Origin of the sequence: Lacisediminihabitans sp. (genome assembly GCF_043726815.1) — a bacterium.
Classification (GTDB): domain Bacteria; phylum Actinomycetota; class Actinomycetes; order Actinomycetales; family Microbacteriaceae; genus Lacisediminihabitans.
Window position 1 is genome coordinate 23,718 of sequence record NZ_JAYSJZ010000098.1, and the last position, 25,562, is coordinate 49,279.

At 68.7% G+C, this 25,562-nt stretch carries 25 protein-coding genes; 13 read left to right on the top strand and 12 right to left on the bottom strand.

Annotation, left to right across the window (positions count from 1 at the left end; all coding sequences use genetic code 11):
* Positions 1 to 18: 18 nt before the first annotated feature.
* Positions 19 to 1,296: a DUF4032 domain-containing protein gene (locus tag ACHZD8_RS14690; protein ID WP_394771172.1), complete on the top strand. Its 1,278-nt coding sequence runs from the start codon at positions 19 to 21 to the stop codon at positions 1,294 to 1,296.
* Positions 1,297 to 1,632: 336 nt separating this feature from the next.
* On the opposite strand, the gene ACHZD8_RS14695 is transcribed toward ACHZD8_RS14690, so the two are convergent.
* The gene (locus tag ACHZD8_RS14695; RefSeq protein WP_394771173.1) at positions 1,633 to 2,094 is read right to left on the bottom strand and encodes an Lrp/AsnC family transcriptional regulator; all 462 of its coding nucleotides are present in this window, start codon (positions 2,092 to 2,094) and stop codon (positions 1,633 to 1,635) included.
* 140 nt (positions 2,095 to 2,234) lie between these two features.
* On the opposite strand from ACHZD8_RS14695, the gene ACHZD8_RS14700 reads away from it, so the two are divergent.
* Entirely contained in the window at positions 2,235 to 3,440 is a 1,206-nt protein-coding gene (locus ACHZD8_RS14700) for a trans-sulfuration enzyme family protein (protein WP_394771174.1), read from the top strand.
* A gap of 41 nt (positions 3,441 to 3,481) precedes the next feature.
* On the opposite strand, the gene rlmB is transcribed toward ACHZD8_RS14700, so the two are convergent.
* The 4 genes from rlmB to ACHZD8_RS14720 are packed head-to-tail and all read right to left on the bottom strand — an operon-like array spanning position 3,482 to position 7,624.
* Positions 3,482 to 4,510, bottom strand: coding sequence for a 23S rRNA (guanosine(2251)-2'-O)-methyltransferase RlmB (gene rlmB / locus ACHZD8_RS14705; RefSeq protein ID WP_394771175.1), 1,029 nt, complete (start codon positions 4,508 to 4,510; stop codon positions 3,482 to 3,484).
* Positions 4,510 to 5,940 carry a cysteine--tRNA ligase gene (gene cysS, locus ACHZD8_RS14710; protein WP_394771176.1) on the bottom strand — a complete coding sequence of 477 codons (1,431 nt, stop codon included), beginning with the start codon at positions 5,938 to 5,940 and terminating at the stop codon, positions 4,510 to 4,512. The genes rlmB and cysS overlap by 1 nt, the downstream gene beginning before the upstream one ends.
* A 3-nt stretch (positions 5,941 to 5,943) precedes the next feature.
* Positions 5,944 to 7,152 carry a 2-C-methyl-D-erythritol 4-phosphate cytidylyltransferase gene (ispD, locus tag ACHZD8_RS14715; protein WP_394771177.1) on the bottom strand — a complete coding sequence of 403 codons (1,209 nt, stop codon included), beginning with the start codon at positions 7,150 to 7,152 and terminating at the stop codon, positions 5,944 to 5,946.
* Positions 7,142 to 7,624, bottom strand: coding sequence for a CarD family transcriptional regulator (locus ACHZD8_RS14720; protein ID WP_134506949.1), 483 nt, complete (start codon positions 7,622 to 7,624; stop codon positions 7,142 to 7,144). The genes ispD and ACHZD8_RS14720 overlap by 11 nt, the downstream gene beginning before the upstream one ends.
* 164 nt (positions 7,625 to 7,788) lie before the next feature.
* Between ACHZD8_RS14720 and ACHZD8_RS14725 the strand changes: the two genes are divergently transcribed.
* Complete coding sequence (locus ACHZD8_RS14725) at positions 7,789 to 8,322, top strand: hypothetical protein (protein ID WP_394771178.1); 534 nt, start codon at positions 7,789 to 7,791, stop codon at positions 8,320 to 8,322.
* A gap of 435 nt (positions 8,323 to 8,757) precedes the next feature.
* Here ACHZD8_RS14725 and ACHZD8_RS14730 read toward each other — a convergent pair whose 3' ends face one another.
* Together ACHZD8_RS14730 and ACHZD8_RS14735 are read right to left on the bottom strand one after the other, a co-directional pair.
* Complete coding sequence (locus ACHZD8_RS14730) at positions 8,758 to 9,438, bottom strand: response regulator (protein WP_394771197.1); 681 nt, start codon at positions 9,436 to 9,438, stop codon at positions 8,758 to 8,760.
* The gene (locus tag ACHZD8_RS14735; RefSeq protein WP_394771179.1) at positions 9,438 to 10,589 is read right to left on the bottom strand and encodes a sensor histidine kinase; all 1,152 of its coding nucleotides are present in this window, start codon (positions 10,587 to 10,589) and stop codon (positions 9,438 to 9,440) included. Before ACHZD8_RS14735 ends, ACHZD8_RS14730 begins: the two co-directional genes overlap by 1 nt.
* A gap of 166 nt (positions 10,590 to 10,755) precedes the next feature.
* Between ACHZD8_RS14735 and phoU the strand changes: the two genes are divergently transcribed.
* Positions 10,756 to 11,409 carry a phosphate signaling complex protein PhoU gene (gene phoU / locus ACHZD8_RS14740; protein ID WP_394771180.1) on the top strand — a complete coding sequence of 218 codons (654 nt, stop codon included), beginning with the start codon at positions 10,756 to 10,758 and terminating at the stop codon, positions 11,407 to 11,409.
* A 45-nt stretch (positions 11,410 to 11,454) separates the two neighbouring features.
* Here the strand turns inward: phoU and ACHZD8_RS14745 are convergent, their stop codons facing one another.
* Positions 11,455 to 12,198, bottom strand: coding sequence for a phosphoglyceromutase (locus tag ACHZD8_RS14745; RefSeq protein WP_394771181.1), 744 nt, complete (start codon positions 12,196 to 12,198; stop codon positions 11,455 to 11,457).
* A 260-nt stretch (positions 12,199 to 12,458) separates the two neighbouring features.
* Here ACHZD8_RS14745 and ACHZD8_RS14750 point away from each other — a divergent pair, with 260 nt between their 5' ends.
* On the top strand, positions 12,459 to 13,247 hold the full coding sequence (locus tag ACHZD8_RS14750; protein WP_394771182.1) for a class I SAM-dependent methyltransferase: 789 nt from the start codon (positions 12,459 to 12,461) through the stop codon (positions 13,245 to 13,247).
* Positions 13,248 to 13,311: 64 nt separating this feature from the next.
* Here ACHZD8_RS14750 and ACHZD8_RS14755 read toward each other — a convergent pair whose 3' ends face one another.
* The 4 genes from ACHZD8_RS14755 to ACHZD8_RS14770 form a co-directional block, all read right to left on the bottom strand.
* On the bottom strand, positions 13,312 to 14,394 hold the full coding sequence (locus ACHZD8_RS14755) for an aromatic acid exporter family protein (RefSeq protein WP_394771183.1): 1,083 nt from the start codon (positions 14,392 to 14,394) through the stop codon (positions 13,312 to 13,314).
* A 10-nt stretch (positions 14,395 to 14,404) separates the two neighbouring features.
* Positions 14,405 to 15,496, bottom strand: coding sequence for a YgfZ/GcvT domain-containing protein (locus tag ACHZD8_RS14760; protein ID WP_394771184.1), 1,092 nt, complete (start codon positions 15,494 to 15,496; stop codon positions 14,405 to 14,407).
* A complete protein-coding gene (locus tag ACHZD8_RS14765; protein ID WP_394771185.1) occupies positions 15,486 to 16,082 on the bottom strand; it encodes an FABP family protein in 597 nt (198 codons plus the stop codon). The genes ACHZD8_RS14760 and ACHZD8_RS14765 overlap by 11 nt, the downstream gene beginning before the upstream one ends.
* 168 nt (positions 16,083 to 16,250) lie before the next feature.
* Entirely contained in the window at positions 16,251 to 16,541 is a 291-nt protein-coding gene (locus tag ACHZD8_RS14770; RefSeq protein WP_394771186.1) for a hypothetical protein, read from the bottom strand.
* Between the two features lie 77 nt (positions 16,542 to 16,618).
* Between ACHZD8_RS14770 and ACHZD8_RS14775 the strand changes: the two genes are divergently transcribed.
* The 8 genes from ACHZD8_RS14775 to ACHZD8_RS14810 all read left to right on the top strand — a co-directional run.
* Positions 16,619 to 17,311: a DNA-binding response regulator gene (locus ACHZD8_RS14775; protein WP_394771187.1), complete on the top strand. Its 693-nt coding sequence runs from the start codon at positions 16,619 to 16,621 to the stop codon at positions 17,309 to 17,311.
* Entirely contained in the window at positions 17,274 to 18,122 is an 849-nt protein-coding gene (mshD, locus tag ACHZD8_RS14780; RefSeq protein WP_394771188.1) for a mycothiol synthase, read from the top strand. Before ACHZD8_RS14775 ends, mshD begins: the two co-directional genes overlap by 38 nt.
* 257 nt (positions 18,123 to 18,379) lie before the next feature.
* Positions 18,380 to 20,554 carry an RNA degradosome polyphosphate kinase gene (locus ACHZD8_RS14785; protein ID WP_394771189.1) on the top strand — a complete coding sequence of 725 codons (2,175 nt, stop codon included), beginning with the start codon at positions 18,380 to 18,382 and terminating at the stop codon, positions 20,552 to 20,554.
* A gap of 2 nt (positions 20,555 to 20,556) precedes the next feature.
* Positions 20,557 to 21,501 (top strand): NUDIX domain-containing protein, encoded by a 945-nt coding sequence (locus ACHZD8_RS14790; protein WP_394771190.1) that lies wholly within the window; start codon positions 20,557 to 20,559, stop codon positions 21,499 to 21,501.
* Positions 21,502 to 21,633: 132 nt separating this feature from the next.
* Positions 21,634 to 22,746, top strand: a complete 1,113-nt coding sequence (pstS, locus tag ACHZD8_RS14795; RefSeq protein WP_394771191.1) for a phosphate ABC transporter substrate-binding protein PstS — start codon at positions 21,634 to 21,636, stop codon at positions 22,744 to 22,746.
* A 100-nt stretch (positions 22,747 to 22,846) separates the two neighbouring features.
* On the top strand, positions 22,847 to 23,788 hold the full coding sequence (gene pstC, locus ACHZD8_RS14800) for a phosphate ABC transporter permease subunit PstC (RefSeq protein ID WP_394771192.1): 942 nt from the start codon (positions 22,847 to 22,849) through the stop codon (positions 23,786 to 23,788).
* Positions 23,788 to 24,876: a phosphate ABC transporter permease PstA gene (pstA, locus tag ACHZD8_RS14805; RefSeq protein ID WP_394771193.1), complete on the top strand. Its 1,089-nt coding sequence runs from the start codon at positions 23,788 to 23,790 to the stop codon at positions 24,874 to 24,876. The genes pstC and pstA overlap by 1 nt, the downstream gene beginning before the upstream one ends.
* Positions 24,877 to 24,900: 24 nt before the next feature.
* Positions 24,901 to 25,562 (top strand): phosphate ABC transporter ATP-binding protein (locus ACHZD8_RS14810; RefSeq protein ID WP_394771194.1); only part of this gene is annotated, 662 nt, incomplete at its 3' end.

Consider the following 25,562-nt stretch of genomic DNA (forward strand, 5'->3'; position numbering starts at 1 on the left):
TCTCGATAGGCACAACGCATGAGCGGCTCACTCAACATCACCTCGGCAACCGTCGACCCGGCCCTGCTCGACCTGCCGTGGAATCTCCCCCTCGACGTGTGGCCAGACAGCGTGATCGCCGCCCTGCCCAAGGGCATCTCCCGGCACCTCGTGCGGTTCGTGCATCTCAGCGGCTACGTGATCGCGATCAAGGAGACCTCGTCTGAGCTGGCCAAGCGCGAGTACGACATGCTGCGCGCGCTGCAGAAGCTCGACGTGCCCTGCGTCGACCCGGTCGCGGTGATCACCAACCGCACTGATGATGAGGGCAACCCGCTCGAGTCCGTGCTCGTCACGCGACACCTCAAGTTCTCGCTCCCTTACCGGGCGCTGTACTCGCAGACTCTGCGACCGGACACGGCGACCAGGCTCGTGGATGCCCTCGCCGTGCTGCTGGTGCGGCTGCACATCCATGGCTTCTTCTGGGGCGACGTGTCCCTGTCCAACACGCTCTTCCGCCGCGACGCCGGTTCGTTCGCCGCCTACCTCGTGGACGCCGAGACCGGCCAGCTCTACAGCGGCCTCTCCAACGGCCAGCGTGAGAACGACCTGGAGATCGCCCGGGTCAACATCGCCGGGGAGCTGCTCGACCTCGCGGCCGGTGGTCGCCTCGACGAGGACGCCGACCCGGTGGAGGTCTCCAACGGCATCGTCGCCGCCTACCGCAACCTGTGGAAGGAGCTCACGGGATCCGAGTCCTTCTCCTCCTCCGAGCGCTGGCGCATCAACGAGCGCGTCGAGCGCCTCAACGAGCTCGGATTCGACATCGAGGAGCTCGCGATCAAGACCGATGACTCCGGCACCCAGGTGCGCATCCAGCCGAAGGTGGTGGACGCCGGCCACCATCAGCGCCGGCTGCTGCGCCTCACCGGACTCGACGCCCAGGAGAACCAGGCCCGCCGCCTGCTCAACGACCTCGACTCCTACACCGCGACCTTCAAGAAGCAGGGCCTCGACGAGGAGATGGTGGCCCACGAGTGGCTCGCCCAAGTCTTCGAACCGGTGATCCGCGCCATCCCGCGCGACCTCAAGCGTCGCCTCGAGCCCGCCGAGGTCTTCCACCAGCTGCTCGACCACCGCTGGTTCCTCTCGCAGAACGAGAACCGGGACGTGCCGCTCGCCGAGGCCGTGAGTTCCTACGTCGACACCGTGCTGCGCCACCGCCGCGACGAGGCCACCGTGATCGACCCGGTCACCGGCACGATCACCCTGCCGATCTCGGTGGTCGATGAGAGCGACTGGCGCTCGAGGGTCTAGCTGTCGGCCCGCCTGTCCCCGCCGCCGTGCGGCACTCCCTTGCCCCGGCGCGCGTTGTGCAGGACGCGTTGTGCAGGACGGCTCGGGCCGATAGCGAGCACGGGAGGTGCAGAACCGACGGGAGCGTCCCGCAGACCGGGACCGTTCGGGTCGCCACATTCCTGCCGTGTCCTGCAGACGCTGTCCTGCATAACCAGAGTCTGCGAGGCAGGCACCCAAGACTCCGGGCCCGTCCTGCAGAACACGGCGCGACCGACGCGGGCGACACCGCCAGCGGGCCGAAAAGCTCGGGACAGAGAGGCACACCCAATCAACCAACCTGCCTGGGCAGTACAACTAGCCGAGCAGTCGCTCGAGGCCGCGGCCGGCAACGTGGTCGAAGATGAGGTTGGTCTCCGTGTGAGCGACCGCCGGATGGCCGGCGAGGTTCTCGAGCACGAAGTCGCGCAGATCTGACGCGTTCGGCGCGGCCACGTGCAGGAGGAAATCGTCCACGCCTCCCATGTGGAAGAGGGCGAGCACGCCCGGCCAGTTCGGAGCCTCTCGGCGGAAGCGGTCCACCTCCTCTCGCACGATGGAGACCAGGCGGATCGAGATGAGCGCCTGCACGGTCATGCCGAGCGCCGCGATGTCCACGTCGGCGTGGTAGCCGCGCAGCACCCCCGAGGCGTGCAGCCGCTTCAGCCGGAGCGAGACCGTGGACTCGGCGACTCCGGCGGCGGCGGCCAGCGCGGACCCAGACATGCGTGCATTGGCCGAGAGCGCCCGGATGATGAGGCGGTCCGTGTCGTCGATCATCGCGTCGACCCCTTCGCTGGTTCTTTCGTCGGACGGGGAGATCGTCGCCCGAAAATGCAGGATCCCCAATGACAGGGTCAATTATCGCACTTGCTTTCGGCTCTCTCGAGTTTGGTCGCAGATTCTGGTTTCGTCGACCCATGTCGACCTCCGAATTCCGTCTCGAGACCCGCGCCGTGCATGCCGGAATGGAGGGCCTGAGCGAGAGCGGCTCGCATGTGCCCACCATCGACTTCTCCACCACCAACCCGCTTCCCGGCGTGGAGCTCGGCGGCGAATCCTACGAACAGCTCGCCACCGGCGGCGTGCTGCTGCCCGGCCAGTCTGCGGTCTACCAGCGGCTCTGGCAGCCCGGCGTCGCCCGCTTCGAGGACGCCCTCTCCGCGCTCGAGGGGTCGGAGTCCGCGGTCGCCTTCGCGAGCGGCATGGCCGCCCTCGCCGCCTGCCTGCTCGCCACCGTCACCGCCGGCCGCCCGCACGTCGTGGCCCTCCGCCCGCTCTACGGAGGCACCGACCACGTGCTGGAGAGCGGCCTCGTGGGCACCTCCGTCACCTGGACCGACCTCGCCGGCATCGCCGGGGCCATCCGGGCGGACACCGGTCTCGTCGTCATCGAGTCCCCCGCCAACCCGACGCTCGAGCTGGTGGACATCGCCGCCGTCGTTGCGGCGGCGGGCGGCGTTCCCGTTCTCGTGGACAACACGTTCGCGACTCCCGTGCTGCAGCGTCCCATCGAACACGGCGCGACCCTCGTGCTGCACAGCGCCACCAAGTACATCGGTGGCCACGGCGATGTCATGGGCGGGGTCGTCGCGACCACCGACGAGTGGGCCGGCCGCCTGCGCCACGTGCGCGCGCTCACCGGCGGGGTGCTTCATCCGCTCGCTGCCTACCTCCTGCACCGCGGGCTGCGCACGCTGCCGATCCGCGTGCGCGCCCAGCAGGAGACCGCCGAGACTCTCGCGCGGCGGATGCTCGGAGACCCGGCCGTCTCCCGGGTGCTCTACCCGACGCTCGACGGCTGCGATCCCGACGGCCTCCTCGGCCGCCAGATGCACGGCGGAGGGTGCATGATCGCCCTCGAGTTGGCCGGCGGCTACGACGCCGCCGTGGGGTTCATCGAGGCGTTGCGACTGGTGACGAACGCGGTCTCCCTCGGCGGGGTCGACTCGCTCGCCCAGCATCCGGCGTCCCTCACCCACCGGCCGGTCGCTGCCGAGGCCAGGCCCCACGCCGGGCTCGTGCGCCTCTCCATCGGTCTCGAACACGTCGACGACCTCAGCCAGGACATCCTCGGCGCGCTGGCGGCCGCCCACCGGCTCGCACCGGTGAGCGCCACCGCCTAGCGCCACCGCCTGGCGCCACCGCCTGGCGGCCGCGGCGTGCGCTACTTGCGGGCGCGCTGCTTGGAGATCTCGTAGAGCGTGACGCTCGCGGCGATGCCGGCGTTGAGCGACTCCGTGGCCGCGTTGATCGGGATGGAGACGATCGCGTCACAGGTCTCGGTGACGAGTCGGGAGAGCCCCTTGCCCTCGCTGCCGACGACGACCACGAGGGGTTCCTTCGCCCAGGACAGGTCGGGCAGCGGGGTGTCGCCGCCGCCGTCGAGGCCGAGGATGAACACGCCGCGCTCCTTGAACGCCTTGAGCGTCTGGGTGAGGTTGCCCGCCATGGCGACCGGGGTGCGCGCCGCGGCGCCAGCCGAAGTCTTCCAGGCCGCGGCCGTGAGTCCCACCGAGCGGCGCTGCGGAACGATCACGCCCTGCCCGCCGAACGCGGCGACCGAGCGGATGATCGCGCCGAGGTTGCGCGGGTCGGTGATGCCGTCGAGCGCGACGAGCAGCGGCACCTGGCCGCGGGAGATGATCTTCTCCAGCAGGTCGGTGGGGTGCGCGTAGTCGTACGGCGGGATCTTCAGCGCGAGTCCCTGGTGCACCGAGTCGAACCCGGCCAGGCGGTCGAGCTCGGGCTTCATCACCTCGAGGATCGGCAGCCCGCGCTTGGTGGCGAGCTGCATGACCTCCTTCACCCGGTCGTCATACTCGATGCGGGTCGCGATGTAGAGGGCGGTCACCGGGATCTTGGCGCGCAGCGCCTCGAGCACCGAGTTGCGGCCCGTGACGACCTCGAACTCGTCGGTCTGCTTCGGGCGGTTGGCCCGGCCGGCCTGCGGCCGCTGCGGCGCCCCGGCGCTCGAACCGGTCTTGGCGGGCTGGCGCGAGCCGCCGGCCGCGGTGAACCGGTCGTTCGCGGCCTTGCGCTTGCCCGCGGGGTGGTACGGGCGGTCGACGGCCTTGGGCGTGGGCTTCTTTCCCTCGAGGGCCTGGCGGCCCTGGCCGCCCGAGCCGACCTGCTTGCCGGTGCTGCTCTTGCGGACGGCGCCCGCGCGAGGCTTGTTCGCTCCACTGCTCTTCATTAGTCAAGACTCCAATGTGACCCCGTCGGGGTGTCTTCGATCTGGATGCCGGCGGCGGCGAGTTCATCGCGGATGCGGTCGGCCGAGCTGAAGTCGCGCTCCTTGCGCGCGGCGTCCCGGTCTTCCAGCAGCTTCTCCACGAGGGCAGCGAGGGCGACGCTGGCCGGATCGTGTGCGGCAGTGTGCCACTCTACGGCCATCGGGTTGATACCGAGAACCTCGGCCATGGCGAGCACCCTGCCCCGGATCACGGCGGCGCCGCCCAGATCCTCCGCGTCCAGGGCCGCGTTGCCGGCCCGAACCTGGTCGTGCAGCACGGCGAGGGCCTGCGGAATGGCGAGGTCGTCATCCATCGCCTCGGCGAATTCGGTGGGAACCAGCTCCACGCCCTGCCCGGCGAACTGGGTTCCCTCGAGCCGGCGCTCGGCGCGGTCGAGGAACACCTCGATGCGTTCGAGGGCCGCCTCCGCCTCGATGAGCGCCCCGTCGTGATAGTCGAGGGTGGAACGGTAGTGCGCGGCGCCGAGGTAGTAGCGGATCACGAGGGGACGGGCCTCCTCGAGGAACTCCGACGCGAACACCGAGTTGCCCAGCGACTTCGACATCTTCTGCCCGTTCACGTTCACCAGCCCGTTGTGCACCCAGTGGTTGGCGAACGGCAGGCCGGCGGCCGACGACTGGGCGAGCTCGTTCTCGTGGTGCGGGAAGCGCAGGTCGAGGCCGCCGCCGTGGATGTCGAACCGGGGCCCGAGGTACCGGGTCGCCATGGCCGAGCACTCGATGTGCCAGCCGGGCCGGCCGTCGCCCCACGGGGAGGGGAAGGCGGAGGACTCCGGTTCCTCCTCCTTGTGCCCCTTCCAGAGGGCGAAGTCGCGGGCATCCCGTTTGGCTCTCGACTCGGAATCGGCCGAGGCCGCCATGTCGTCGGCCCGCTGGTTGGTGAGCTCGCCGTAGGAGGGCCAGGACGCCACATCGAAGTAGACGTCGCCCGACTCGTCGTCGGCCACGTAGGCGTGGCCGTTCTCGATGAGGCGGGAGATGATCTGCTGCATCTGGGTGATGCTCGCCGTGGCGCGCGGCTCGTAGGTGGGGGGCAGGATTCCGAGGGCGCGGTAGCCCTCGGTGAACTCGAGCTCGTAGCGGTAGGCGAGGGCCCACCACTGCTCCTCCGTGGCGTCGGACGAGGAGGAGGCCGCGTTGGCCAGGATCTTGTCGTCGATGTCGGTGACGTTGCGCACGAGGGTCACGGTGTAGCCCCGGTAGGACAGCCAACGCCGCCACTGGTCGTAGACGAGGGCGGAGCGAAGGTGGCCGATGTGCGGCGAGGACTGCACGGTCGGCCCGCACACGTAGATTCCTACCTCGCCCTCGACGAGGGGCACGAGGTCGACCACGGACTGGGTCCTGGAGTCATAGAGGCGCACAGTCACGACTCACAGCCTAACTTGCGGGGGAAGCGGGCGGAGGAGGGCCGTGGCGACGACCGCGACACCCTCGCCGCGGCCGGTGAAACCAAGGCCGTCGGATGTCGTGGCGGCGACGCTCACCGGCGCGCCGACGAGAGCGGAGAGGGTGCGCTGCAGCTCGTCGCGGCGAGCGGCGAGTTTCGGTCGGTTGGCCACCACCTGCGCGGCGACGTTGCCGATCGCCCAGCCGGCTTCGTTCACGAGCCGCACCGTCTCGGCGATGAACACCTCGCCGTGCGCGTTCGCGAAGCGCTCGTCCGCGGTGCCGAAACGCTCGCCGAGGTCGCCGAGTCCCGCCGCGGAGAGCAGGGCGTCGCAGATCGCGTGGCTGAGCGCGTCGCCGTCGCTGTGGCCGGCGAGGCCGACCTCGCCCGGCCAGTGCAGCCCGCCGAGCCAGAGTTCGCTCGACTCGTCGAAGGCGTGCACGTCGATGCCGACGCCGGTTCGCGTGGCCTCCCGCGCGACATCCGGAGCGGAAGACGCGAGAGTCTCCGCGCGACGCAGGTCCCAGGGGGTGGTGATCTTGAACGCGAGGGGGTCGCCGGGTACGACGATCACCGGATGCCCGGCCGAGGCGTAGAGGGCGGCGTCGTCGGTGTGCTCGGCGGTGGCCGTCGCGTAGGCGTCCGCGAGGGGCTGGCGCGGAAAGCCCTGCGGGGTCTGCACCGCCACGAGCTCCGAGCGATCGACGGTGGCGACGGCGATGCCGTCCACCGCACGCTTGATGGTGTCGGCCACGGGAAGCCCGGGGATCACCCCGGAGCCGGATCCCTCCACCGCGGCAATCACCGTCTCGAAGAGGCTGGTCGGCGTGAAGGCCCGGGCGGCGTCGTGCACCAGGACAATGCGGATGCCGGGCTCGAGCACGGCGATTCCCGCGGCGACCGAGGCCTGCCGGGTCGGGCCGCCCGCGACGACCGTCACGAAGTCCGCCGCGACACCGGCGACCTCGTGCGCCATCGCCCGCGCCTCGGCGAGCTGCGCGGCCGGGGCGACCACCACCACCTGGACGGCGGCGCTCAGCCCGAAGATCGGCAGCAGGGCGTGCTCGAGGATCGGCCGACCCTGGAGGTCGACAAAGGCCTTCGGCGCGGGCTGGCCGAGCCTGCTGCCGCTTCCGGCAGCAACGACGATCACTCCGACGCGCGGAGATTCGGTGCTGCCCCTAGGAGGCAAGGACCTCGTCGAGAACCGTTGATGCCTTCTCTTCGTCAGTCTTCTCGGCGAGCGCGAGCTCGGAGATCAGGATCTGGCGTGCCTTGGCGAGCATCCGCTTCTCACCGGCGGAGAGTCCACGGTCCTGGTCACGGCGCCACAGGTCGCGCACGACCTCGGACACCTTGATGACATCGCCGGACGCGAGCTTTTCGAGGTTGGCCTTGTAGCGCCTCGACCAGTTGGTCGGCTCCTCGGTGAACGGGGCGCGCAGCACCTCGAAGACCTTGTCCAGTCCCTCTTTGCCGATCACATCGCGCACGCCGACGAGGTCCACATTCTCTGCGGGCACCTCGATCGTCAGGTCACCCTGGGTGACATTGAGCTTGAGGTAGAGCTTCTCCTCGCCCTTGATGATTCGCGTCTTGACCTCGGTGATGGTTGCTGCACCGTGATGGGGGTAAACGACGGTTTCGCCGACCTCGAAAAGCATGGATGGGACTCCGTTCCGTGGCCTCTAGTTTACCACAGCGATCTCCCAGTTAGGGTGGCCTTACCCCGAGCCCGGCGCGGAGGGTCGGTAGGCTAAACTCCAAGCAGGTTCCCGCGGCGATCGTCCGCGATGTGAGGCCGTTTTCTTTGCTTCTGGAGGGTTTTGTGAGAGCACGCATTGCTGCATCCGTGGTCCTGGCGGCCGCCATGATGTTGGGCGCGACCGGCTGCAGCCTGTTCGCCCCGCAGTCGACCACCAAGCAGTACGACCCGAGCGACGGCGTCGGCGCCACCCTCGGCTCGATCCAGGTGCGCAACGCCCTGGTCTTCACCAAGGACGGCGAGGAGGCCGCCCTGCTGGTGAGCCTCATCAACGACGGCGAGCAGCCGGCCGCCGTGAACATCCAGTACGAGGGATCAGAGGGCAAGCTCACCTCCACCGTGCGGCTCGATGCCGGCGAGGCCAGGACCTTCGGCGCGAAGGGTTCCAAGCAGCTCGTGCTGCAGGGGATCAACACCGAGCCGGGCGGGCTCTTCCCGGTCTACTTCCAGTCGGGATCCGACACCGGCAAGCAGCTTCTCCTGCCGGTGCTGGACGCGAGCCAGAAGGAATACAAGGGCCTGCTGCCCTCGCCGACCCCGACTCCGACGCCGACGCCTACCGGCATCCCGACCCCGAGCGCCTCACCGAGCAACTGAGCCTCGCGGGGCCGCGCGGCCCCGGCTGCACCCCTGGCCGCGGCTCTGGCCGCCCCGCCACCCCACGTTTCTCCGGAGCATCCGCGTTTCTCCGGAGCTTCGGGGCCGAATCGGCCGGAATCGGGCTATTCGGCCGCAATTCGGGCCGCGGTAAGACGAACCTCCGGAGAAACGCGCGCTGGCCGAGCGCGCTGGCCGAAGTCGCTCTCCGGGCGCATCTCCTACGGCCCCCATCCCAGCCGCGCCCACACCCGCGCTTCTCCGGAGCTTCGGGCTCAAACCGGCCGGAATCGGGCTTTTCGGCCGCGATTTGGGCCGCGGCAAGACGAACCTCCGGAGAAACGCGCGTTCAAGAAACGCAAGTTCGGAGAAACGCGCGTTCAAGAAAACGCGCGTTCGGACAAACGCGCGTTCGCGACGGTGCGCCGAGAGCGGTCAGGCCTCGAAGCGGTAGCCGAGCCCTCGCACGGTGAGCAGCATCGTCGGGTCTGACGGATGCCGCTCGATCTTGGTGCGGATGCGCTTGATGTGCACGTCGAGCGTCTTGGTGTCTCCGAAGTAGTCGGCACCCCAGACGCGGTCGATCAGCTGGCCGCGGGTGAGCACGCGCCCCGAGTTTCGCAGCAGCACCTCGAGCAGTTCGAACTCCTTGAGCGGCATCGCCGTCTCCGTGCCGCGCACCGCCACGGTGTGCCGCTCCACGTCCATCCGCACGTCGCCCGCCTCGAGAACCGCGACATCGTCGTCGTCGCCCTCCACACGGCGGCGCATGACCGCGCGGATGCGGGCCAGCAACTCGCGGGTCGAATACGGCTTGGTGACGTAGTCGTCGGCTCCCAGCTCGAGGCCGACCACCACATCCACCTCGCTGTCCTTGGCCGTCAGCATGATGATCGGCACCTGCGAACGGGTGCGGATCTCGCGGCAGACCTCAGTGCCCGGGATTCCCGGCAGCATGAGGTCGAGCAGGATCAGGTCGGTACCGTTGCGGTCGAACTCGGCGAGCGCAGCCGGGCCGTCGGCGGCGATCGTGGTCTCGTACCCCTCCCGACCCAGCAGGAAGGCGAGGGGCTCGCTCAGGGACGATTCGTCTTCCACGATCAGGATTCGCGTCATCATGCTTCTTTCAGTGATGCCTGCGAGGCGTGGGAAGCCTCCGGCAGGCGGATGGTGAAGGTGGAGCCATTGCCGACCTGGGACCACACGCGAACGTCGCCGCCGTGGTTCTGCACGACGTGCTTGACGATGCTGAGGCCGAGGCCCGAACCGCCGGTGTGCCGTGACCTCGCCTGGTCGATGCGGTAGAACCGCTCGAACACCCGGTCGAGGTCCTCCTCGGGAATGCCGGCGCCCTGGTCGGTCACCGCGATCTCGACGATGCCGTCCGCATTGGTGACCCCGACCCCCACCCGGGAACCCTTGGGCGAGTACTGGATGGCGTTGGCGATCAGGTTGTGCAGCGCGACGGCGAGCAGCGGCTCGTCGCCGTACACCTCGGCGCCCGCGTCTCCCCCGCTCACGATGGTCACCCGGCTCGAGTCCGCCGCCACCCGGTTCTGGTCGATCGCGAGCGCGACCACGTGATCGATGTCGACGACCTCGGGTTTGGTGAGCGCATCGGCCGCCTGCAGCCGGGAGAGCTGGATGATCTCCTGGGTGATCTTGGCGAGTCGTTCGGATTCCTTGGTGAGCCGTTTCGCGAAGCGGCGTACCTGGTCCGGCTCGTCGGAGGCGGCCTGGAGCGCCTCGGCGAGCAGGCTCACGGCGCCGATCGGCGTCTTCAGCTCGTGGCTGATGTTCGCCACGAAGTCGCGTCGCACCTCATCGAGCCGGTAGCTCTCGGTGTGGTCTTCGGCCAGCAGCAGGATGTAGCGGGCGCCCAGCCGCGCGACCCGCACGAACAGGTAGATGTTGGCGTCGCCGAACGGACCGCGGGCGAGCTCGAGCTCCTGGGTGATGGAATCGCCGGTGCGGCGCACCTGATCGACCAGCGCGACGAGCTCGGAGTGCACGAGCGCGTCGTTCCAGACCAGGCCGAAGGCGAGGGCTCCCGGCGAGGCCTTGACGACGTTGTTCGACGGGTCGAGCACCACCCCGGCGGACTCGAGGGCCTCGATCACCTGGTCGACGCCGTCCGGCACCGCGTTGCTTACGACATCCACCGCCCGCTGGCCCCGGCGCGCAGAGGCGACGAGGACCAGCACGATGGCCGCACCGACGATCACACCGAAAACGAGTGTGAGCGGCACGAGCCACGCGGAGGTCATGACAATAAGATTAGTTAGGTCTCACGGCTCGCCTCGCCGCCCGTGTCGGGGGATGGCGATACTTTGGCATTTGTTCAGGTGCTCATCACCAAGTGTTTACCAGCATGGGGCAGTGTGGCTTCAACTGTGCGGGGACCGTCATGCTCGCAGCGAAAGGGATTCGACAATGCGCGAGGTTTTCCAGCAGGAACTTCAAGAGGTGCAGGAGCGCCTCGTCGAGATCGCGACCCTCGTCGAAATCTCGATCGAGAACGCCACTCGGGCCTTCAACGAGTCCAACGTGTCACTCGCCGAGGCCGTCATCGCGGATGACGACAAGATCGACGGGGCGGCGATCGCCCTCGACGAGCTCGCCATCAACATCCTGGCCCGCCAGCAGCCGGTCGCCCGCGACCTGCGCATCGTCGTGAGCGCGCTGCGCATCAGCGCCTCCCTCGAGCGCATGGGCGACATGGCCGAGCACATCGCGCAGCTCGCGCGCTACCGCTTCCCGGACAAGGTCGTCCCCCGCTCGCTGCGCAGCACCTTCGCCGACCTGGGCAAGTACGACGTGCAGATCGCGAAGAAGCTCACCGAGCTGCTGCGCACCGAAGACGTGCGTCTCGCCGAGGAGATCCGCAACGACGACGACCAGATCGATGCGCTGCACCTCAGCGTGTTCGACAAGGTGCTCGGCGAGACCTGGAAGGGCGCGGCCGTCGACACGGTCGACGCCACCCTCGCCTCGCGGTATCACGAGCGCTTCGCCGACCACGCCGTGTCGATCGCCAAGAAGGTGCAGTACCTGGCGACCGGCGACTGGGTCTCCGCGGACCTCTAGGGGGCAGGCCCTGGGCGCCGACCGGTTGCCCGGGCGGCGCTCAGCCTACTTCTTGCCCTGGGCCGCGACCGCGGCGGCCCCGGCGGCCGCGGCCTCCGGGTCGAGGTACACGCCGGGCTTCGTCGGCATGAAGTCGTCGCCGAGTTCGTAGACGAGCGGGATCCCGGTGGGGATGTTGAGCTCGGCGATGTCCGCATCCGAGATGCCGTCCAGGTGCTTCACGAGCGCGCGCAGCGAGTTGCCGTGCGCCGTGACGAGCACGGTCTTGCCGGTGGCGAGATCCGGCTTGATGTCCGACTCCCAGTAGGGCAGCATCCGGTCGATCACGAGCTTGAGGGATTCGGTGCGCGGGAGGTCGGCACCGAGCCCCGCGTAGCGCGGGTCGTGGGCCTGGGAGAATTCGCTGTCGTCGTCAAGCGGCGGCGGCGGAACGTCGAACGAGCGACGCCAGGTCATGAACTGCTCCTGGCCGTACTCGGCGAGGGTCTGCGCCTTGTCCTTGCCCTGCAGGGCGCCGTAGTGACGCTCGTTGAGCCGCCAGCTGCGCTTGACGTCGATCCAGTCGCGGTCGGCCAGCTCGAGCGCGATGTTCGCGGTGTGGATGGCGCGCTTCAGAACGGAGGTGTACTGGATGTCCGGCAGAACGCCGGACTCCGCGATGAGCTCGCCGGCGCGCTTCGCCTCGGCGCGTCCCTGGTCGCTCAGGTCGACATCCACCCAGCCGGTGAAGAGGTTCTTGGTGTTCCATTCGCTGTTGCCGTGGCGCAGCAGGATGAGCGTGAAAGTCATGCCCCAACTCTACCGAAGCCGCCCGCGGGTGCCCGCGGGTGCCGCCGCCCGGCCCCTCCCCCCGTTCCTCTTGCTCTTCCTCTTCCTCCTTCCGAAATCCATGCATTTCTTCTCAACACGCCGCCGCGGGGTCACTCCGGCCGGAGTGTCGGCGCCGAATGCATGGATTTCGGAAGGGCGGGGAGCAGCGAGGTCAGCGCGGAGCGGCAGTGACGGCAGCGCGGCGGCGGGGCCGGGCGGGGCGCTGGGATACTGGGGGCATGCCCATCGGTTCGATCACCCGCGGAACGACGGGCGCCAATCGCCTGCGCCGGGTGGACCGGTGGATCGCGCAGCTTCCCGCCTTCCGCCGGTCGACCGCGCCCCTCGTCGTGGACCTCGGCTACGGCGCATCCGCCACGACGACCCTCGAACTGCACCAGCGTCTCGGGCGGGTGCGGCCGGACGTGGAGGTGATCGGCATCGAGATCGACCCGGCGCGGGTGAGGCTGGCGTCGGTATCCGCGCGGCCCGGGGTGAGCTTCGCGCTCGGGGGTTTCGAGGTGCCGCTGCCCGGCGGGCGTCTCGCCACGGTCATCCGCGCCCTCAACGTGCTGCGCCAGTATGACGAGTCGGCGGTGCCCGACGCGTGGCACCGCATGGTCGCCAGACTCGAGCCGGGCGGGGTGCTCGTGGAGGGAACCTGCAACGAGGTGGGCCGAGTGGCCAGCTGGGTGGATGTCGCGGCGAGCGGTCCGCTCTCGCTGACGGTAAGCCTGCGCCTCGCCGACCTGGAGAGGCCGTCGATCGTCGCCGAACGACTGCCGAAGGTGCTCATCCACCGCAACGTGCCCGGGGAGAGGATCCACGCCTTCCTGCGGGATCTCGACCGGCACTGGCAGCTCAACTCCCCGCTCTCGGTCTACGGGCCGTCGCAGCGATGGATCGCCACCGCGCAAGGCCTCGCCGGCGACGGCTGGCCGGTGCTGGGCACCCGGTCGCGATGGAAGCTCGGAGAGCTCACGATCGCGTGGGGCGCCGTCGCCCCGACCGGGTTCGACTGGAGCTGAACGGCCGCTCCCCGGCGGCAGCTCCTGCGTTTTCGGATGTGGTCTGCCTGTCGGGGAACAACAGCTAGACCTCGGGGAGGAGCGCCCGCGCCTTCTCCTCCGGAAGGTCCGCCGCCGTGAGCAGGTCGACGAGGAGCGGCCGGAGCATGAGCACCACCACCGACTCGGTCATCGGGGCACCCTTCGCCACGAGCTCCGGACGCAGTCGCTCGGCCACCGCGACGAGGCCGACGCGCACGGTGTCCGCGAGCCGCGGATCGTCGAGGCTCTGGCCGAGCAGCCGCACCGAGGTCGCGAGGGAGGCCACGAGCGAGGCCAGCGCCGGGCGCGCGACCCCGTCCCGAACGAGGAAGTCGATGCGCCGGCTGATCACCCGCAGGTTGCGGGTGGCGAAGTCCATGCCGATGAGCACGCGGCGCTGGGCATCGAGCTCCGGCCCGTGCCGGCGAAGGAACGGCGAGATCCGGGCGATCGCGACCGCGGAGTCGAGGGATGACCGCCACTGGTCGATGATCGGCTGGGTGCTGCGCAGGCGCTCGAGCGCGTGCTCCGCCGCCGGTTCATCCGCCCGTTCGAGCGCCGACACGAGGGAGTCGAGCGCTTCGTTGAGGGCGCCGAACAGCCGGGCGGCGTCCCGCCGGGCGATCCGGCGCGGGTCCCGGGGCAGCAGCGCCGTCACGATGAGCGCCACGGCCCCGCCGATGATGCCGTCGATGCTGCGCACGAACGGTCCCCCCGACGGCGCCGGCAGCAGCATCACGAGGATCGACTGCACCCCGGCGGCGACGACGAAGGCGTTGCTCGACGAGAGCAGCCGCGCCACCAGCAGGGTCACGAGCAGCACCAGGGCGATCTGCCACACGCCCCGCCCGATCGCCAGCAGCAGCAGCTCGCTCAGCGCGATGCCGATCACGATGCCGATCGCCGACTCGAGCACCCTGGCCGGCCGAGCGTCGCGGGCGAAGCCCAGGCTCGAGATGGTGACCGTGACGGCGAGCAGCGGCACGGCATGGCCGAAGAGGTAGTGCGCGATCGCGTAGGCCGCGGCCGCCGCCGCGACGATCTGCAGCGCGGGCACGATCGAGTCGATGACCCTGCCGAGCGACTCCCGCGGCGCGAGCCCGAGCGTCAGGCCGGAGCGCGACACGACGGAACCTTTAACGCTTGACCGCGCCGAGTCGCGGAAGCCGCGGGACGTGGGCCTCTGCCCCCGCGCCCGGCGGCACGACGATCTCCTGCGCGGCGGCCACGATCCCGTCGGCGGCGCGGACGGTGAGGGTCGCCAGCGGATCCGTGGTGCGCTTGACCACGGCGAGCGCGATCGGCCCGAGCTCGAAGTGCCTGGCCGAGGAGGTGATCGCCCCGACCACCTTCTCGCCGTCCACCACCTCGTCCCCCGGCTGCGGCAGCACAGACTCTGACCCATCGAGGTGCAGCATGACCAGGCGGCGCGGAGGATGCCCGAGGTTGTGCACCTTGGCCACGGTCTCCTGGCCGCGATAGCAGCCCTTACTGAGGTGCACCGCCGAGCGAAGCCAGTCGAGCTCGTGCGGAATCGTCTTGTCGTCGGCCTCGGTGGCGAAGCGCGGACGCCAGGCGGCGATGCGCAGCGCCTCGAGGGCGAGCAGGCCGCCGGCGGGCAGCGCGGCGAGGCCGGCGAGCGCCTCGCGCGGCACGAGGATCTCGCTGTAGGTCCAGTCGGCGCCCGGATGCCGGTCGATCACCGCGTACTGGTGGCCGCCGGGAGTCACCGCCGTCCACGGGTCGTGCCAGACGAGGGGGACGCCGCTGGGCACCGCCGCGGCGATCACCGGCGAGCCAAGCGTTCCGATGGTGGCGAAGTCGGCGCTGCGATCGGCGAGTTCCACGCGCAGCATGAACCGCATCCGATCGAGCCAGGCCAGGAGCCCCGGCGCCTCGGCGCTCTCGAGCAGCAGCCACAGGGTGACCCCGTCGTCGAGGAGGCGCACCGCGTACTCGAGGCGTCCGGTCGGGTCGAGCAGCAGAGTCTCGCTCGATTCGCCCGGCGAGAGGCGGGCGACGCTCTGGCTGGTGAGCGAGTCGATCCAGGTGAGGCGATCCGGCCCGGTGATGGTGAGCACCGCGCGGTTGGACAGGTCGACGACGGCCGTGCCGTCGGCGAGTGTGCGCTGCTCCGCCATCGGGTTGCCGTAGTGCGCTGGCACGCCGGCGTCCCGGCCGGCACCGTCGACGGCGCCCGGGCGATCGAGGAATGGGCTATTCGACACGGGCGAGCCTTCCGGATGCGTGGCTGGCGAGTTCCTGCCCGAGCGCGGCGATGTCCCACGCCCAGAGCAGATGGTTGTCGACAAGGCCGTAGAGGCGCGTTGACGCGCTGTGTTCCTTCGAGGTGACTGACCGCAGCACGGCATCCGTCACCAGGTCGATGCGCGGTCCCTTCACCTGGCCCACATACAGTTCGCTCACGCCGCCCGGGTGCAGGATCGACACCTCGATGTCGAAGCCGCCCGTGGCGTTGCGCAGGGTCTCCACCGACCGCGCGGTGGTGAAGGGCTGGATGCCCACGCCGGTGAGCAGGCCCGGACCGGGATCGCCCTCCGTGGCCGCCCGGCTCAGCCGCCAGTAGCCGGTCTCGGTGGCGAGCGGAGTGAGGTTCTCGTCGAGCAACCAGGTGTACGCGGTGTAGTTGAGATGCGGCAGCCCGTCGTGACTGAAACTCAGGCGATGCCCGAACTCGTAGTTTCGGGTCTCCTCGCCGACCGCGTAGTTGACGATGCCGGTGCCCTCCCAGACCCCGATGAGCCAGGAAAGCGGAACGAGCTCGGCCGGGAGATCCGCGTCGAGCTCGATCATGAGAGCCGGGTCGTCATGAGCGTCGAGCGGTTCAGCGCTGGCCGCGGAACAGGTTGTACAGCACAACGACCGACACGTACCCGATGGCGAGAGTGGCCAGCACGAGCAGTCCGATGAAGAACAGTTCCAGCGGAAGATACATGAGCCAATCCTATGCCGGGCTCGCGCCTATTTCGGTGCGAGGGCGATGACCGCGAGGATCGCGGTGGCCGCGGCGAGGATCACGACCGAGCCGCCGAGGCTCGCCATCACCCGGTTGACGAATCCGATCTTCTCCTCGGTGGCGAGCTGCACGCAGAAGGTGACGAGGATGGCGGCGGCCAGCACGATCGGAATCCACTTTCCGAACTCCGCGGCAGGCGTGAAGACGCCAACGAGCACGGCGCCGATGACCACGAGAACCCACACGGGAATCACGCTGCGAAGCGCGAGGGCCAGGCCGGGCTGATCAATGGTCACCTGCCAATCTTGCCCTACCCGGCGGGCCCGCCGCTGAAAGTGCCTTTAGACTGTGGTCTTGGCACTTGGAGGACCCTTTGGCGCAGCTGTTGATCCTTACTTCTGCCGTCAACAGCGACGTCTTACCGGCCCTCGGGCTGCTCAGCCATCGCACGCGGCAGATTCCGGCGGAACCCGCCTCCCTCATCACCGCGCCCAGTTGCGATCTGATCCTCGTCGACGCGCGCCAGGATCTGGCCAGCGCTAAGTCGCTCTGCAAGATTCTCAACACCACCAGCGTGAACGTTCCGCTCATGCTCATCCTCACCGAGGGCGGCCTCACCGCGGTGAGCGCCGACTGGGGGGTCGACGACGTCATTCTCGAGACGGCGGGGCCGGCGGAGGTCGATGCCCGCATCCGACTCGTCGTCGGACGCCAGGCCCTCGACAAGACGAGCAACAAGATCCACGCCTCCGGGGTCGTCATCGACGAGGCGAGCTACTCCGCGAAGGTGCACGGGCGTCCCCTCGACCTCACGTTCAAGGAGTTCGAGCTGCTGCGCTTCCTCGCCACGCATCCCTCGCGCGTGTTCACTCGCGAACAGCTGCTCAGCGAGGTCTGGGGCTACGACTATTTCGGCGGCACCCGCACGGTCGACGTGCACGTGCGACGGTTGCGCGCCAAGCTCGGCGACCTGGAGTCACTCATCGGCACCGTGCGCAACGTCGGGTACCGCTTCAACGTGTACGACGATGAGGCCGAACGACTTGCCCAGCCCGTCTCGTCCTGAGCGCGCGGACCCGGTGAGCGCCGAGCCGTTTCTGCGTGGGCTGATCCAGCAGGCGACCCGGCAGGACGGCCAGCCGCCGTTCTCCGACCAGTCCCTGGTGGGGATGCGGGGCGGCTCGCGCGAACTCCTCCTCATGGACGAGGTGGCCGCCGCCATCCTGTCACCCACGGAGGCGGAGCTCGTCGTGGCCCCGGATGCCCGCGCCCGCGGCAACGGCACGACCATGCTCGAGGCGATCCTGGCGGCCAGGCCGGGCGAGCTCAGGATCTGGGCACACGGCGACCACCCGGCGGCCAGGGCGCTCGCCCGCAGCCACGGGTTCGAGCCGGTGCGGGAGCTGCTGCAGTTGAGGGCGCCCGTCGTCGCCCCCGCGCACGCGGAGCCCGTGGAGCCGTTCCGCCCGGGCGTCGATGACGAGGAGTGGCTGCGGCTCAACGCCCGCGCGTTCGCCACCCACCCGGAGCAGGGACGGCTGAGCCAGCCCGACCTCGACGCGCTCCTGGGCGAACCCTGGTTCGACCCTGACGACTTCCTGCTGCTGCGCGGCGCCGACGGCGCCATCATCGGATACTGCTGGCTCAAGATCGAGGGAGCCGTCGGCGAGTTCTATGTGGTCGGGGTCGCCCCGGATCGCCAGGGCGAGGGCATCGGTCGGCGCCTCATGCACGCGGGCTTCGCGCGGCTCGCCGCGCGCGGCATCCGCACCGCCTCCCTCTACGTGGAGGCCGACAACGTGCCGGCGCTGCGGCTCTACCGGCCGCTCGGTTTCGTCGACCACTCCATCGACATCCAGTACGCCCGCGCCACCTGACGCCGCCCCGGTGCCGGACGCCGCACTTCGGCGCTTCCGCGCTCGGCGCTTCGGCGCTCCCTGTTCCGAGTTCCCGGTTCCGAAATCCATGCATTTCTGGAGCGACACGCGCTGGGAGTCACTGTTGAGCGGCGTGTTGCCTCCGATTGCATGGATTTCGGAAGGAAGGGCAGGGGCGAGGGGCGAGAGGGGCCGCGTTTACCCCGCGTTAATGTGGCACGCGATTGCCGGGAATGCGGGAGTGGGATGATGTGGGGATGGATAGCGAGACGTACCTTGGCGATGCCGGGCTGGCCACTGACAGCCTCGACGACGACTACGACACGACGTGGGTCGACGACGGGACGCTCCCGCCCGAGCGCTACCTCGACCGCGAGCTGAGCTGGCTGGCCTTCAACACCCGGGTGCTCGAGCTCGCCGAAGACCCGGAGCTGCCGCTGCTCGAGCGTGCCAACTTCCTGGCCATCTTCGCGAGCAACCTCGACGAGTTCTTCATGGTGCGCATCGCCGGCCTCAAGCGCCGCATCCTCACCGGCCTCGCCGTGCCCACCAACGTGGGAACCGCGCCGACGGAGGTGCTCGCGGTGATCCAGGATCGCGCCCACGAGCTTCAGGCACGGCACGCGGCCGCCTTCCGCGACCTGGTCAAGCCCGACCTCGACGACGCTGGCATCCACATCGAGACCTGGGCCGACCTCGGCCCGGCCGACCGCGAGTCGCTCGACGAGATCTTCGCCAACCAGATCTTCCCGGTGCTGATGCCGCTCGCCGTCGACCCCGCGCATCCGTTCCCCTATATTTCCGGCCTCTCCCTTAACCTCTCGGTGCGCGTGCGCAACCCGAAGACGGGCAAGGAGGAGTTCGCCCGCCTCAAGGTGCCGCCGATGCTCTCCCGTTTCGTGCAGCTGCCGGATGACGGAACCGGGCTGCTGCGTTTCATCCCCCTCGAGGACCTCATCTCCAATCACCTCGGCGATCTCTTCCCGGGCATGGAGGTGTTCGACCACCACGAGTTCCGGGTCACCCGCAACGAGGATGTCGAGGTGGAGGAGGACGAGTCCGAGAACCTCATCCAGACCCTCGAGCGCGAGCTGCTGCGCCGCCGGTTCGGGCCGCCGATCCGGCTCGAGATCACGGACGACATGGACGACCTCACCCTGAGCCTGCTGGTGCGGGAGCTCGACATCACCGAGCACGAGGTCTACCGGCTGCCGGCCCCTCTCGACCTCGGTGGGCTGTTCGAGATCACCAAGATCGATCGCCCTCGGCTGAAGTACCGCCGGCACGTGCCCACCACCAGCGTGAGTCTCATGCCGCTCGAGTCGAACTCGCCGCCGGACATCTTCGGCTCGATCGCCCGGCAGGACATCCTGCTGCACCACCCGTACGAGTCATTCGCCACCAGCGTGCAGGCGTTCCTCGAACAGGCCGCGGCCGACCCGAACGTGCTCGCCATCAAGCAGACGCTCTACCGCACCTCCGGAGACAGCCCGATCGTGGAGGCCCTCATCCAGGCCGCGGAGGCCGGCAAGCAGGTGCTCGCCCTGGTGGAGATCAAGGCGCGGTTCGACGAGTCGGCCAACATCTCCTGGGCCCGCAAGCTCGAGAAGGCCGGAGTGCACGTGGTCTACGGGCTGGTCGGGCTCAAGACGCACTGCAAGCTCGCCCTGGTGATCCGCCAGGAGGGTGGCACGCTGCGGCACTACAGCCACATCGGCACGGGCAACTACAACCCCAAGACGAGCCGCATCTACGAGGACCTGGGGCTCCTCACTGCGAGCAACACGGTGGGCAAGGACCTCACGCGACTGTTCAACCAGCTCTCCGGCTATGCCATCGAGAAGAAGTTCAAGCGCCTGCTCGTGGCTCCCCTGCACCTGCGCAACGGTCTGCTCAAGCGCATCCGCGCCGAGGCCGTCAACGCGCAGGCCGGGCTGCCCTCCGGCATCCGGATCAAGCTCAACTCGATCGTGGACGAGGCGATCATCGACGCGCTCTACCGGGCGAGCCAGGCCGGCGTGCCGGTCGAGCTCGTGGTGCGCGGCATCTGCGTGATCAAGCCCGGCGTGGAGGGGCTCAGCGAGAACATCATCGTGCGGTCGATCCTGGGCCGGTACCTCGAGCACTCGCGCATCTTCTCCTTCGTGAACAACGGGGACCCGCAGGTGTACATCGGCAGCGCGGACATGATGCACCGCAACCTCGATCGGCGGGTGGAGGCGCTCGTGCGGCTCACCAGCGCCGACCACCTGCGCGACATCGACGAACTCTTCGAGCTCGCGCTCGGCGACTCGACCTCGCACTGGAAGCTCGCCGGCGACGGCAGCTGGAGCCGCTTCCACCACGACGCGAACGGCCAGCCCCTCGAAGACATGCAGAATGTTCTGATGCGACGAATCTCCGCCCGCAAGCGATCCGGTGTCGTTCGGTGATCATGCCCGGCCCCTCCAGGGTATTCGCGGCCGGCGCTCTCTGCTGGAGGGTCGTCGACGGCGAGACGCTCATCCTGCTCGTGCACCGCGAGGAACGCGCTGACATCTCCCTGCCCAAGGGCAAGGTCGACCCGGGCGAGACGCCTCCGCAGACCGCCGTGCGCGAGATCGCGGAGGAGACCGGCCTGTCGATCGCCCTCGGCGCCCCCCTCGGCACCATCGAGTACACCCTGCCCGGCGGCCGGGAGAAGACCGTCTTCTACTGGTCGGCCGAGGTGAGCGAGGAGACGGTCGCCGCCTCCACCTTCGCCCCGAACGAGGAGATCGCCGCCCTGCACTGGATGTCGATCGACTCCGCTCGCGGCATGCTGAGCTACGAGCGGGACCGGGATGTGCTCGATCGGTTCGCCGAGCGGGTCGCGGCCGGCACCGCCCGCACCTTCCCGATCATCGCGTTGCGGCACGGCAAGGCGGTGCCTCCGGCGAGCTGGGACGGGCCGGACTCCACCCGGCCGCTCCTCCACCGCGGACTCGAGCAGTCCGAGAGCATCGCCCCGGCCATCGCCGCCTGGGGTCCGAAGAAGCTCATCAGCAGCACGGCGGTGCGCTGCCTCGCGACGATCGAGCCCGTCGCCGCCCTCACCGGCCTGCTCGTGAAGCGCTCGGTGAGCATCAGCCAGGACGCCTACGAGGACGGCACCTCCCGCGTGCGCAAGGTGGTGCGCAAACGACTGGAGCGGCGCGAGGCCGTCGTGCTGTGCAGCCACGGCCCGGTCCTCCCCGAGATCATCGACGCGATCGCCGACGCGACAGGCACGCCGCTCGACGCCCCGCTGCGCCGGGCGGGCATGCTCGCCACCTCGGAGTTCACCGTTCTGCACCTGTCGGTCGAGCAGCCCGACGGGGGCATCGTGGCGGTCGAAACGCACGGACCCGCCGTCTTCTAGCCGGGAATTTGCGTCCTGTTCACCCTCCGTTAACCGTCTGGGGCGTGACCGGTTAACCGCGCTTTGTATTCTCGCTGAGGGGTCGGCACCCGACCCGCTTCCTGTAATCAAGAAATTCCCGAAGGGACCCCCGTGAACGTCAATCGACGTATCGTTACACGCGCGAGCAGCATCGCAGCCATTGCCATCGCGGCAACCATCGTCCTCTCCTCGTGCGCAGCAAACGAGGCAGCACCCTCCACCTCCGGCTCATCCGCCCCGGTGAGCAAGCTCTCCGGCACGCTGAACGGCATCGGCTCGTCCGCGCAGGGCGCGGCCCAGACCGCCTGGATCGCCGGCTTCCAGACCTCCAACCCCAAGGTCACCATCAACTACGACCCCCAGGGCTCCGGCGCCGGTCGCACCAACTTCATCTCGGGCGCCGCGGACTTCGCCGGCTCGGATGCCGCGCTGAAGGACGCCGAGGTCGCCACCCCGTCCCCGCTCTGCAAGAGCGGCGCGAAGGCCATCGACCTGCCCGTCTACATCTCCCCGATCGCGATCGCGTACAACGTCGACGGCCTCAAGGACCTCAAGCTCGACGCCGCGACCATCGCCGGCATCTTCAAGGGCGCCATCACCAAGTGGGATGACGCGGCCATCAAGTCGCTCAACGCCGGAGCCACGCTCCCCTCGGCGCCGATCACCGTTGTGCACCGCTCTGACGACTCGGGCACCACGCAGAACTTCACCGAGTACCTGGCCGCCAACGCCCCCACCGTGTGGGACAAGCCGGCCGCGCAGACGTTCCCCTTCACCGTGGGTGACGCCGCCAAGGGCACCTCCGGTGTCGCCGACGCCGTCAAGGGCGCCGCGAACAGCATCACCTACATCGACGAGTCCGGCGCGACCGGCCTCGGTATCGCGCAGCTCAAGGTCGGCGACTCGTTCGTCAAGATCAACGCAGCCGGTGCAGCCGATGTGGTTGCCAAGTCCCCGCTCGCGACCGGCCGTGGCGACAACGACCTCGCCATCGCGATCGACCGTAAGAACACCGACAAGAACGCCTGGCCGCTCGTGCTCGTGAGCTACCTGATCGTCTGCAACACCTACGACGACGCCGCCAAGGGCACCCTCGTGAAGGCGTACGCCTCGTACGTCGCCAGCGCCGAAGGCCAGGCCGCTGCGGCAACGCAGGCCGGTTCTTCGCCGCTCGCGAAGGATCTCGCAGCCAAGGTTGCGACGGCAATCGCTACCATCAAGTAGCGCTCGTGCACACTCGGCCCGGGCTGGCGGCAATTCGCAGCCTGGGCCGAGTTTGCGCGTTTCACCCGAAGAACGACGTCCGCACGTCAGGAAGCTAGGAATGGCCACCCCAACCACAGGAGCGATCAAGGCCAGGGTTCGCCTTGGTGATCGAGTGTTCTCGAGCAGCACCGTCTTCGCTGGATCCCTCATCCTCGTTCTCCTCGCCGCCGTCGCGATCTTCCTCATCGTGCAGAGCCTCCCGGCGATCACTGCCAAGGCCGGCACGCTTCCGAATGCCGCACCCAACTTCTGGGTCTACGTCTGGCCCCTCGTCTTCGGCACCGTCTGGGCCGCGGCCATCGCCCTGCTCATCGCCATTCCGATCTCCATCGGCGTGGCCCTCTTCATCTCGCACTACGCCCCGAGGAAGCTCTCGCAGGGCCTCGGCTACGTCATCGACCTCCTCGCCGCCGTGCCCTCCGTGGTGTTCGGCCTGTGGGGAGTTCTCGTGCTCGCCAAGGGCATCCAGCCCTTCTTCGTCTGGCTCAACGAGAACCTCGGCTGGATCCCGCTCTTCGGTGGCGTCGTCTCCGGCACGGGAAAGACCGTGCTCACCGTGTCCATCGTGCTCGCCGTCATGGTGCTGCCGATCATGACCGCCGTGTGCCGCGAGATCTTCCTGCAGACCCCCGTGCTGCACGAGGAGGCCGCGCTCGCGCTCGGCGCCACCCGGTGGGAGATGATCCGCGTGGCCGTGCTGCCCTTCGCCCGCCCCGGCATCATCTCGGCCTCCATGCTGGGCCTCGGCCGAGCTCTCGGCGAGACCCTCGCGGTGGCCATGGTGCTGTCGCCCGCGATCGTGATCAACTTCTTCCTGCTCACCTCGCAGAACCCCAACACCATCGCGGCGAACATCGCCCTTCAGTTTCCTGAGGCCTCGGGCGTGCGCATCAACGTGCTCATCGCCTCCGGACTTGTGCTGTTCGTCATCACCTTCATCGTCAACGCGATCGCCCGCATCGCGGTCAATCGGCGCAAGGCATTCTCGGGAGCGAACTAATGGCCGTATCCACCGCCGCCGGCCCCATGCCCAACGCGCTCACCACCGGTCGGCTGCCCAAGGGCACCATCTGGATGGTGCTCGGCGGCAGCTGGCTGCTCCTCGGCATCATCTTCGCCCTCGTGCAGATGGCGGGCGGCACTAAGCAGTACAACCTGGTCGGGGCGCTGTTCCTCGGCACGGTGCTCTTCAACATCCTCGTCTTCGTGATCTCCTACCTCGTGGAGGGAGTGCGTCAGGCCAGGGACCGCCTGGCGACCTCGCTGGTCACCACGGCGTTCATCATCGCCCTGCTGCCGCTCGTGTCGCTGATCTACACCGTGCTGCTCAACGGGCTCGGCCGCATGATCCAGCCGTCGTTCTTCAGCCAGTCGATGCGCAACGTGCTCGGGGCGGAGGGCGGGGCCGTGCATGCCATCGTGGGCACCCTCGAGATCACAGCCGTGGCCGCCCTCATCTCCGTGCCGATCGGCCTCCTCACCTCGATCTACCTCGTCGAGTACGGCCGCGGCGCCCTCGCCCGCGTGATCACCTTCATGGTGGATGTGATGACCGGCATCCCGTCGATCGTCGCCGGCCTGTTCGCGTACGCCCTCTTCGTGCTCGTGACCGGCAACGTCGGTTACCGGTCGGGATTCGGCGGCTCCGTCGCCCTCGCCGTGCTGATGATCCCCGTCGTGGTTCGCTCCTCGGAGGAGATGCTCAAGCTCGTGCCCAACGAGCTGCGCGAGGCGTCATACGCGCTCGGCGTGCCCAAGTGGCTCACCATCATCAAGATCGTGATCCCCACCTCGATCGCCGGAATCACCACCGGCGTCATGCTCTCCATCGCCCGGGTGATCGGCGAGACCGCCCCGCTGCTCATCATCGCCGGTCTTACCGCTAGCGTTAATTACGATCTCTTCAACGACCGGATGATGACCCTCCCGGTGTTCGTCTACACGCAGTACTCCAACCAGGGCGCCAACCAGTCGGACTTCGTCAACCGGGCGTGGGCCGGGGCGCTCACCCTCATCCTGATCGTCATGGCCCTCAATCTCATCGCCCGCCTCATCGCCCGAATCTTCGCCCCCAAGCTCGGCCGCTGAGCGGCGCACAATAAAAGGAAACCCGTGTCCAAGCGCATTGAAGTGAACGATCTCAACGTCTACTACGGCAAGTTCAAGGCCGTGGAAGACGTCACCCTGACGATCGAACCCCGCACCGTCACCGCCTTCATCGGCCCGAGCGGCTGTGGCAAGTCCACCTTCCTGCGCACGCTCAACCGCATGCACGAGGTGATCCCCGGGGCCCGCGTCGAGGGCGAGGTGCTCATCGACGGCAACAACCTCTACGGGCCGGGCGTCGACCCCGTGCTCGTGCGCCGCCAGGTGGGCATGGTCTTCCAGCGCCCCAACCCCTTCCCCACCATGTCCATTCGCGACAACGTCCTGGCCGGGGTGAAGCTCAACAACCGCAAGATCTCCAAGACCGATGCGGATGCCCTGGTCGAGAAGTCGCTGCAAAGCGCGAACCTGTGGAACGAGGTGAAGGACCGCCTCGCCCTGCCGGGGTCCGGCCTCTCGGGCGGGCAGCAGCAGCGCCTCTGCATCGCGCGGGCGATCGCCGTCCAGCCGGACGTCGTGCTGATGGACGAGCCGTGCTCCGCGCTCGACCCCATCTCGACCCTCGCGATCGAGGACCTCATCGAGGAGCTCAAGCTCGAGTACACGATCGTGATCGTGACCCACAACATGCAGCAGGCCAGCCGGGTATCCGACCGCACCGCCTTCTT